Here is an 8,916-nt window from a genome sequence, read left to right as displayed (position 1 = left end):
AAACTTGATATGAATACGTCATACGATATGTATTTTGAAATTACTCCGTCAAATCAGGATTCGGCCTATAGAAAAAGAACTTTCTGTATCAAACAAGATCGTAATAACCTCATCGTACAAGATTCAGTAGGAGGTAAGTGCCGAGATATACCAGCTGAAGAAACTACTAAGTAGAAATGTTCATGGATTTACCAATATGGTACATAACAAATTTAAGTGTTCGATAATATTAATTTCATTGGGTGTGATTGCTTGTAAGTATTCGAATCCATATCGGTCGGGTGAAATTAAGTTTATTACTAAAAATAATACGCCTTGTTTATATATAGATGAGCAGGATTTCACGGGTGAGTATGCTGTTTCAATTGGTCAATATGAAGTTACTGAGCCAACATTTGATTATAGAAGTTTATTTAAAGAAAATTATCCTAGAAAAGATAATTGCTTGATGATCAATAGTCAGAATTTTAATAACTTAAATCTTAAAATAAATACACCTTATGACCTGTTTTTTGAAATGGCAGTACCAGATCAAAACTCTGCTTTTAGAAAGAATATTTTTTGCATCAGAAGTGACCGAGGTAAAAAAATTATACAGAGATTTGATGGAGTTAAATGTTCAGATATACTAGTCGAGAAAACCACTAAGTAGAAATGTTCGTGGATTCACCAATATGTTACATAACAAATTTAAGTGCTTGATAATATTTATTTCATTGGGTTTGATTGCTTGTAAGTACTCGAACCCATATCATTAAGCTGATGTGCGCGTATGTAGCTTCCATCAATGAGTATCCATTCTTGATCCAATACGCCTCGTAGTTTAAAAAAAATTTATTCCACAAGCCCTCACATGCCCAACGATTAAAGCAGTTATATGCTGTTTTCCAAGGACAAAATTCTTCAGAAATATCACGCCATGTCGCACCTGTACGTAATTTCAATAAGATGGCTTCCATGATATTTCTACTATTCTTTGAACAATAACAACTATGAAATTGCATTGTAGATTGAATCTGTTGCCATATATAATCAGCGAGTTAGAGTGCGTGTCATTGAAAAATATACAAATAAAAAGGATCTAAATCACTTTTTTTAAACCTTTAAAAGGAATTTTTCAAATGAGGACACACCCTAATTACTTTTTAAAAAATAATATCCATAGATGCAGTTGATATTTAATTGCATTAACTCGAAAGTGGTGAGAATGTGCAAGGATCTAAACTTGTAGTATTTCGTTATGTTTTTCTGTTTATAGTCATGATTTTTACTAGTCATCGACTAATGGCAGCACCTTATTCTCATCATAATCTAAATGCTGCATTCATATCGAATATTCAATATTTTCAAACACCTGAAACTGAATCCTTGTCTTTAGATCAGGTCAAAAGTTATTTTCAGCATGGAAAGACAATCCATACAAATCATCAGCAATTATCTCTAGGCATTAGCAATAAGATTTCATGGGTACGCCTATCCATAACTAATCCAACTAAAAAAACAATCATTCATCGTTTAATCGCAGGAAAGACATGGGTTGACCAACTGGATATCTACTTTGAAGATAAAAACCATGATATAACACACTGGCATTCTGGTGATTCAAATGTTGCTGATGATTATCTTATTCCAGGGATTGGATATATATTTACCCTCGATATTCCACCAGGAAACACTACAATTTATATTAAAGCACAATCTTTGGATCCGATGACTTTACCCTTAGAGTTATTTACTGTCCCAAAAGAGCGTTCGTATAATGCACAGTTACATTTCGCATCTGGGCTAATTTATGGGATTCTTTTGGCTTTAATTGGATTTAACCTCGTTCTGTATCTTACGCTAAAAAAACAATACGCACTATATTATTGCCTTTATATTAGCTGCTTCATTATTGTAAATATATCATACAATGGTTTTGGCTTTGCTTGGCTTTATCCTAATTCTGTATTTATTGAAACTTATAACACATTAATATTTATGGTTTTGCATGGCATTACAGGCCTTGTTTTTGTTTCCAATTTTCTTTCAGCTAAAAAATACTCTCCAAATTTTTATTATGTAATCGTGGTTTTTTGTGTTAGTGGTCTTGTTGGGATGACTTCTTTTATTATTTTCAATAATCATATGCTTGCAACACATCTGGCATTTAGTTTTATATTTTTTTCTACATTATTGATGATTTTTAGTGGCATTATTAGCTTTCGTAAAGTAGAAGATGCACGTTATTTTCTGATTGCAGTTTTAAGTAGTATGCTTGGTTTGTTAGCAACAACATTATCTGTTTGGGGAGTAATTCCATATAATTATTACACTTATAATGGTGCTGTATTTGGTGTGGTTTTAGAAGCGATTATACTGGCTATTATTGTTACAATTCGTTTAAGAGCAGTTGAAGCAGTACGTATTAGAACCCAATATCTTTCTTCATATGACCCTTTAACGAATTTATTTAATCGGCGTTCATTTTTAGAATTTGGAGAACCCTTAATACAGAAAGCAAATCATGATACAATACCTGTCTGTTTAATTATGATAGATATTGATCGCTTTAAAATGATTAATGATACCTATGGGCATTATGTTGGTGATCTTGTGCTTTCTCATATAGCGAAGTTATTAAAAAACAATATCCGAGAAAGTGATATTCTTGCGCGATGGGGAGGTGAAGAAATTGCTATATTATTACCAAAACAAAATATCAATCAGGCTTTAGTTGTTTCAGAACATTTAAGAAAAATTATTGAGCAAACTCCACTGATTCATGATGGAAAAACCATCTCAATTACAGCAAGCTTTGGAGTCTCAATGCTAGAAGATGGGGATACCCTAGAAATGTTATTCAAACGCGCTGATAAATGTTTATACATCGCAAAAAATCAAGGTCGAAATCGTATCGCAGTCTAATGGTTTGAATTTTATAGATTTGATAAGATTTTCTTATTAATGTGGAAATTGTAGATTTATTGAATATTTAAAGCTTAATTATTATTCTCATACATATGATGGTTTATTACTTTTTTCAATCAGACCACATAAAATAAAAAGCATTTAGTTGTGATCCATCTTGGATAGAACATCCTATATTTAGTGATATTATTTAAAACTGTAAATAACAATTTATATTTTAATTAATTGTTTTTTGTGAAATTGAGAGGCGGATTTGAATCTTGATATGCACACTATCAGAGTCAAATTCTTGCGCTTAGAAAAATCATTTATCTGAGCTTTCTTGCTGATAATTTTCTCAATTCATAGAAGTCTTGCTTTTATTTTTCAGAAATCATCTATTTTTTTAATTTTATTTTCATAAAATTTACGATAATTCAGTTAATTTCGATAAAAATTTTTCCTCAATTCGGTGTATAAATATCAGCATCATCAAAATTGCCTGTAAGTGGCGAACTCTATAGTATGATGTATCAGTTGTTTTACTGATCAAGTACTCTATAGATGAGTATTCTTTCGCCAGAGTGAATCCTGAAATTCATTTCAAGCACAACCTCATTGGAAACAAACATGCCTGACTATCGTTCAAAAACATCGACACATGGAAGAAATATGGCTGGCGCACGCGGTTTATGGCGTGCAACCGGAATGAAAGATGAAGATTTTGGAAAACCAATTATTGCGGTGGTCAACTCATTCACCCAATTTGTACCAGGTCATGTGCATCTGAAAGATTTAGGTCAACTGGTTGCTGAACAAATTCAGGCAGCAGGTGGTGTGGCTAAAGAATTCAATACCATCGCGGTCGATGATGGGATTGCAATGGGTCATGATGGTATGCTGTATTCACTTCCATCACGTGATCTGATTGCTGACTCAGTTGAATATATGGTCAATGCACACTGTGCAGACGCGATGGTGTGTATTTCAAACTGTGACAAAATCACACCGGGAATGCTCATGGCTTCTATGCGCTTGAACATTCCAGTCGTGTTTGTGTCTGGTGGCCCAATGGAAGCGGGTAAGGTTAAATTCCGTGGTAATGAAAAAGCGATTGACCTTGTCGATGCCATGATCGTTGCAGCAGATGATAGCTATACGGATGAAGAAGTTCAGGCATTTGAACGTTCTGCATGTCCAACTTGTGGCTCATGTTCAGGGATGTTCACTGCAAACTCAATGAACTGCTTAACAGAAGCTTTAGGCTTGTCTTTACCAGGGAATGGTTCGATTGTTGCAACGCATGCTAACCGTAAAAAATTATTTGAACGTGCAGGGCAGTTAATTGTTGAATTGGCAAAACGCCATTATGAACAAGATGACTACAGCATTTTGCCACGCTCAATTGCAACCAAATCAGCATTTGAAAATGCCATGACGTTGGATATTGCAATGGGTGGTTCAACCAATACCGTATTGCACTTGTTGGCTGCTGCAAATGAAGCAGAAGTTGACTTTACAATGGATGATATTGATCGTCTTTCACGTAAAGTACCTGTACTTTGTAAAGTTGCCCCAGCCAAGCAAGATGTTCACATGGAAGATGTACACCGTGCAGGCGGCATCATGTCAATTTTAGGTGAGCTTGATCGTGCTGGTTTATTGGTGACTTCAGTCAGTACTGTCCATGAACCAACCATGAAAGATGCATTGGACAAGTGGGATATCATCCGCACTGAAAACACCGAAGTGTATGAGTTTTTCCGTTCATCTCCGGGTGGCGTACCAACACAGGTTGCATTCTCACAAAACCGTTATTACTCAACTTTAGATGGTAACCGTGAAACGGGTGTGATTCGTAATGCAGAACATGCTTTCTCTAAAGATGGTGGTTTGGCAGTGCTTTACGGCAATATCGCACTCGATGGTTGTATTGTGAAAACCGCAGGTGTAGATGAGTCAATCTTGAAATTCACAGGTACAGCACGTGTATTTGAAAGTCAAGATTCAGCTGTTGAAGCAATTTTAAATGGCAGTATTAAGGCGGGTGACGTGGTTGTGATTCGCTACGAAGGTCCACGTGGTGGCCCTGGTATGCAAGAAATGTTGTACCCAACCAGCTACCTGAAATCAAAAGGTCTAGGTAAAGACTGTGCTTTGATTACCGATGGCCGTTTCTCTGGTGGTTCTTCAGGCTTGTCAATCGGCCATATTTCCCCAGAAGCTGCTGAAGGCGGTGCAATTGGTTTGGTTGAAGATGGCGATACCATTCAAATTGATATTCCAAACCGTACCATTCATTTGGACGTTGATGATGCAACACTTGCTCATCGTCATACTGTTCAGGAAGCAAAAGGCTGGCATCCAAAAGAAGAACGTAAACGCAAAGTGTCTAAGGCATTGAAAGTTTATGCGAAGCATACAACGAGTGCTGCAAAAGGTGCGGTTCGCGTTGTTTAATTTACATACGGCATTTATAAAAAACCCTTCTTCGTGAAGGGTTTTTTATTGTTGCTTAGATGGGAGCCTTTTGGGGTCTTGATAGAGAGAAAAATTATCACGACCAGAATTTTTAACTTGATATAACGCCTGATCAGCTTTTCGTAACCAGTCTGTAGTGGAATATGCATCTTTAACAGAGGCAATTCCCACACTGATACTGACACGGCAAAGATGATGATTGGTGAGACGGAGTGCTTTAACTTTTTCTACAATTAGTTTGGCTAACTCTAAGACATCTTCTTCTTTATAATGAATGGCAATGACGGCCAGTTCATCACCCCCAAAGCGAGCAGGAATATCGTGCGTTGACAAAGTTTGCCTGAGAATATTGGAAATTTCGAGAAGAATATAATCTCCAATTTCATGTCCATAGTTATCATTAATCTCTTTAAAATGATCGACATCGAGGAGCATGACATAGGCGAAGTGATGATCTCGCTGAGTCTGAATAAATGTACTGGCAAGGCGTTTTTCAAATAAGCGCCGATTAGGAATATGTAATCGGGGATCCATCATCGCGATTCGTTCAAACTCACGATTGCGTTTGCTTAATCGTACAGATAAATCTCGTAAAACAATACTCAGGCTAATCATGTAAATGGTTGCAAGTGGGAGACTCATCCACACAATTTGTTGATTGAACGTGAGATGGAGGGGATAACCCAATAAACTCCATGTAATAAATAACGCCAGAAATAACGTAGCCAAAGCTGGTTTAAGTAGTTCCCAACCACCTACAGCGTAGCGGTCAGCAATTAGAACTGCAAAAATGATGAGTGATGGAATTGGGCTGAGTCCCATGACTGCAATCCAGATACCACCCAATGCACAATCAACGATGAGACTATTATGTCCAGTTTTCACAGGGTCATGAGATTGTGTGTTAAACAAACAGGCAACTGTAGGCCAAACAAAAGCATTCACTGCAAGAAGGGCAAAATAAAATAAATTGTAATGCATATCCCACATGACAGAAGCAATCGCTATAAAGCATAAGGTCGTACCGAGTTGACGCATGATAAAAATGCGTCGAACAAATTTCTGGCTACGAGCCTTTAATGTCGCTTCATCGGGTGTAATATAGGACATGTGTTTTACTTTTGAATGATTATTATGAAATTAATTTAACATTTAGTTAATTTTAGTGAAAGAAACGCCTCATTCTTTATGGAAGAAAAAATCAATAATTAATGTAGGGTTTTATAGGTAATTTCCAGTTTATCACTTTTGTCATTATAGTTAAAAGTATGTATGCGTGATCAAAGTATTGATATTTATAAAGGATTACTGATTTTTTTAGTGGTCTTTGGGCATTTTCTAGAACGCTTTCTCGGATGGCAGAATGAACTTGGAAAAATGCTTTTGCAAAGCATTTATCTTGTGCATATGCCTGCTTTTATTTTTATCTCGGGTTATCTGTTTAAAGATCAAAAAATCTCGAAAAAAATCCAATATTTCCTTTCTTTGCTGATTCCGTTTCAACTCTTGTATGTGTTGCTTGATCATTATTATGGTGGGTATTTGAGTTCCAAATGGTTGTGGCAGCCTTACTGGTTACTGTGGTATTTATGGGCAATGTTGGCTTGGGTGATATTGACACGGTTACTTAAGATAACGGCTTATCCTGTGTTATTGAGTTTTCTATTATCTTTGTTCATTGGTCTATCGCCCATCAATAACTATATATTGTCAATTGGTCGAATCTTTAACTTTTTGCCTTTTTTTATGTTGGGGCATATATATGGACAGCGTATATTCACGCAACTTAAACAACTGCCTTATGCAATTGTTTGGGTATCTGGATTATTGATTGCAATAGTTATCTTTATTCAATACCTACCGCTGAAATCATACTGGTTATATGGCAGTTTCAGTTATCAGCAGATGCATGTTGCGCCTTTACAGGGAATGTTGCAGCGATCTGGTTATTTAGGGTTGTCGTTACTTTCTTTATTGTCGATGTATGTCTTGATTCAAAGGCTCCCGCAATTTTTTGAAAAATTAGGACAAAACAGTCTGGCGATTTATTTGTGGCATGGATTAATTTTACTGTGGTTGAGCCATGTGTTGCATCTATCAGAGAGCCCTTTGGCTAAATTAGGCATTGCATTGTTTGGAAGCATGCTGATTTGTAGCATCTGTATGCTGCCGATCTTTAATCAGAGCATACAGAAGATTTCACAGGTTTTTCTATTGTTCTTTACAAAGCTTAGATTTGGAAAAACAACAGATTAAAACCCTGCATTTTCAAGCGCTGTACGCAAATAGGGATCAAGCTCATCTTGTTTAAGTAACCAGTTGGCATAGTCCGCAGGTAAGTCTTTAATGGCTGTACCTTTATGTTTGCCAAAGTTAATCATTTTAGGAATACGTGCATCTTCAGAAGCAGTATAGAGTTCTTCAACCGTCTGAATACCTAAATGAGCAATAATATGCATCAAAATATTCGCCGTTAAAATAATATCGGCATCAGCGCGGTGTGCACCTTTCAGTAGTTCACGCGCTTTTTCACTGCCACGGCTAATCTGATAAATTAGCGCTGAAATATTGTGTGCTTCAGCATTTGGCCAGACTTGGCGCGCCAGTGCCAGTGTACAAATCGGTTTTAAGTGAGAAACATCGATACCACAACGGGCAATGGCTTGTACGTCATAATCGATGTTATGTCCGATAATATAGGTTGTTTCATTTGGTAGTTGAAAAGTGGTATAGCTCGGCTGATCTGCAATATCGGATTCTAAAATATGATGGACAGCCATTGAAGCATACGAAATTGGTTCACCAACGGCGTAGAGTTGATCGAAAATTTGAGTTTTATCTAGACTGAGTTTACCTTGCTGAATTTCAATCGGCGCATAGGCGATTTCAATCGGTAAGCCATTGAGTGTATGGGTTTCTGTATCGAGAATAATCGTTTGCATAGTGGGTATATCAAGTTTTTTTGCAATGTAACATTGCTCAGCATGAACTACAAATTAACGGGCTTTCTGACGCTGTAAAATGGCATCCAAATCTTGTTGTAGAGCATCACTTGAGATCAGTGCCTTATAAATATGTACAGGAATGCCATCTTCATGATCAACTGCTTTGAAGCTTTGATTTCCATCTCGATATTCAAAAATGGCAATCGGCATTTTGTCCTGATCCAAAATAAAAAAGCGCTGATTTTTAATCGAGACCTCATAATTGAAAAAGGTTTGTTTGAGTAAGCGTAAAAATGCGGCCTGATGCGTTGAAAGTTGATTGAGGTCACGAATGCGGTCACTATCAGAATAATGCTGACTTTTAGAATATAATCGCTGCGTATGATTTAATGAGGGTTTATCACGATGTGACGTCTTTTCCGAAGATGAGTTTTGTTTCTGACCACGAATGTAATAGCCTAAGCAAACACCTAAAATAAAGACAATGATAAGCAACATATTAAAATTATTTTAAAAATCTAAACCTTATTATGTTCCAAGATTTTATGGGCAAGTTCAAGTCGTTTAAAGCACCTGCTGAGATTGAGTAATTTTTATTGCA

The 8,916-nt window shown here is 36.4% G+C and carries 8 protein-coding genes; 4 read left to right on the top strand and 4 right to left on the bottom strand.

From position 1 onward, the window contains the following. Nucleotides 1-196 precede the first annotated feature (196 nt). Nucleotides 197-652 carry a hypothetical protein gene (locus C1A47_RS14485; RefSeq protein ID WP_111895731.1) on the top strand — a complete coding sequence of 152 codons (456 nt, stop codon included), beginning with the start codon at nucleotides 197-199 and terminating at the stop codon, nucleotides 650-652. Nucleotides 653-713: 61 nt separating this feature from the next. On the opposite strand, the gene C1A47_RS18030 is transcribed toward C1A47_RS14485, so the two are convergent. Then, nucleotides 714-1,004 carry a transposase gene (locus C1A47_RS18030; RefSeq protein WP_111895730.1) on the bottom strand — a complete coding sequence of 97 codons (291 nt, stop codon included), beginning with the start codon at nucleotides 1,002-1,004 and terminating at the stop codon, nucleotides 714-716. 205 nt (nucleotides 1,005-1,209) lie between these two features. Between C1A47_RS18030 and C1A47_RS14475 the strand changes: the two genes are divergently transcribed. Together C1A47_RS14475 and ilvD are read left to right on the top strand one after the other, a co-directional pair. Further along, nucleotides 1,210-2,907, top strand: a complete 1,698-nt coding sequence (locus tag C1A47_RS14475; protein ID WP_162625957.1) for a diguanylate cyclase — start codon at nucleotides 1,210-1,212, stop codon at nucleotides 2,905-2,907. Between the two features lie 612 nt (nucleotides 2,908-3,519). Next, a complete protein-coding gene (gene ilvD, locus C1A47_RS14470) occupies nucleotides 3,520-5,349 on the top strand; it encodes a dihydroxy-acid dehydratase (protein ID WP_111895728.1) in 1,830 nt (609 codons plus the stop codon). Between the two features lie 45 nt (nucleotides 5,350-5,394). Here ilvD and C1A47_RS14465 read toward each other — a convergent pair whose 3' ends face one another. Continuing rightward, nucleotides 5,395-6,480, bottom strand: a complete 1,086-nt coding sequence (locus tag C1A47_RS14465; protein WP_111895727.1) for a diguanylate cyclase — start codon at nucleotides 6,478-6,480, stop codon at nucleotides 5,395-5,397. 162 nt (nucleotides 6,481-6,642) lie between these two features. Between C1A47_RS14465 and C1A47_RS14460 the strand changes: the two genes are divergently transcribed. Continuing rightward, the gene (locus C1A47_RS14460) at nucleotides 6,643-7,626 is read left to right on the top strand and encodes an acyltransferase family protein (protein WP_111895726.1); all 984 of its coding nucleotides are present in this window, start codon (nucleotides 6,643-6,645) and stop codon (nucleotides 7,624-7,626) included. Here C1A47_RS14460 and C1A47_RS14455 read toward each other — a convergent pair. After that, on the bottom strand, nucleotides 7,623-8,312 hold the full coding sequence (locus C1A47_RS14455; protein ID WP_111895725.1) for a 3'-5' exonuclease: 690 nt from the start codon (nucleotides 8,310-8,312) through the stop codon (nucleotides 7,623-7,625). The two genes, C1A47_RS14460 and C1A47_RS14455, sit on opposite strands and share 4 nt — an antisense overlap. A gap of 54 nt (nucleotides 8,313-8,366) precedes the next feature. Continuing rightward, nucleotides 8,367-8,813 carry a hypothetical protein gene (locus C1A47_RS14450; RefSeq protein ID WP_111895724.1) on the bottom strand — a complete coding sequence of 149 codons (447 nt, stop codon included), beginning with the start codon at nucleotides 8,811-8,813 and terminating at the stop codon, nucleotides 8,367-8,369. Nucleotides 8,814-8,916 lie beyond the last annotated feature (103 nt).

The organism is Acinetobacter sp. MB5 (assembly GCF_003261585.1).
Classification (GTDB): domain Bacteria; phylum Pseudomonadota; class Gammaproteobacteria; order Pseudomonadales; family Moraxellaceae; genus Acinetobacter.
This window is presented reverse-complemented; position numbering and strand designations above follow the sequence as displayed.

Bases quoted from the DNA above. Each gene is read 5' to 3' on its own strand.
- ilvD (WP_111895728.1), top strand. From the start codon at position 3,520: ATGCCTGACTATCGTTCAAAAACATCGACACATGGAAGAAATATGGCT.
- C1A47_RS14450 (WP_111895724.1), bottom strand. From the start codon at position 8,813: ATGTTGCTTATCATTGTCTTTATTTTAGGTGTTTGCTTAGGCTATTAC.
- C1A47_RS14465 (WP_111895727.1), bottom strand. From the start codon at position 6,480: ATGTCCTATATTACACCCGATGAAGCGACATTAAAGGCTCGTAGCCAG.
- C1A47_RS14455 (WP_111895725.1), bottom strand. From the start codon at position 8,312: ATGCAAACGATTATTCTCGATACAGAAACCCATACACTCAATGGCTTA.
- C1A47_RS14460 (WP_111895726.1), top strand. From the start codon at position 6,643: ATGCGTGATCAAAGTATTGATATTTATAAAGGATTACTGATTTTTTTA.
- C1A47_RS14485 (WP_111895731.1), top strand. From the start codon at position 197: ATGGTACATAACAAATTTAAGTGTTCGATAATATTAATTTCATTGGGT.
- C1A47_RS18030 (WP_111895730.1), bottom strand. From the start codon at position 1,004: ATGCAATTTCATAGTTGTTATTGTTCAAAGAATAGTAGAAATATCATG.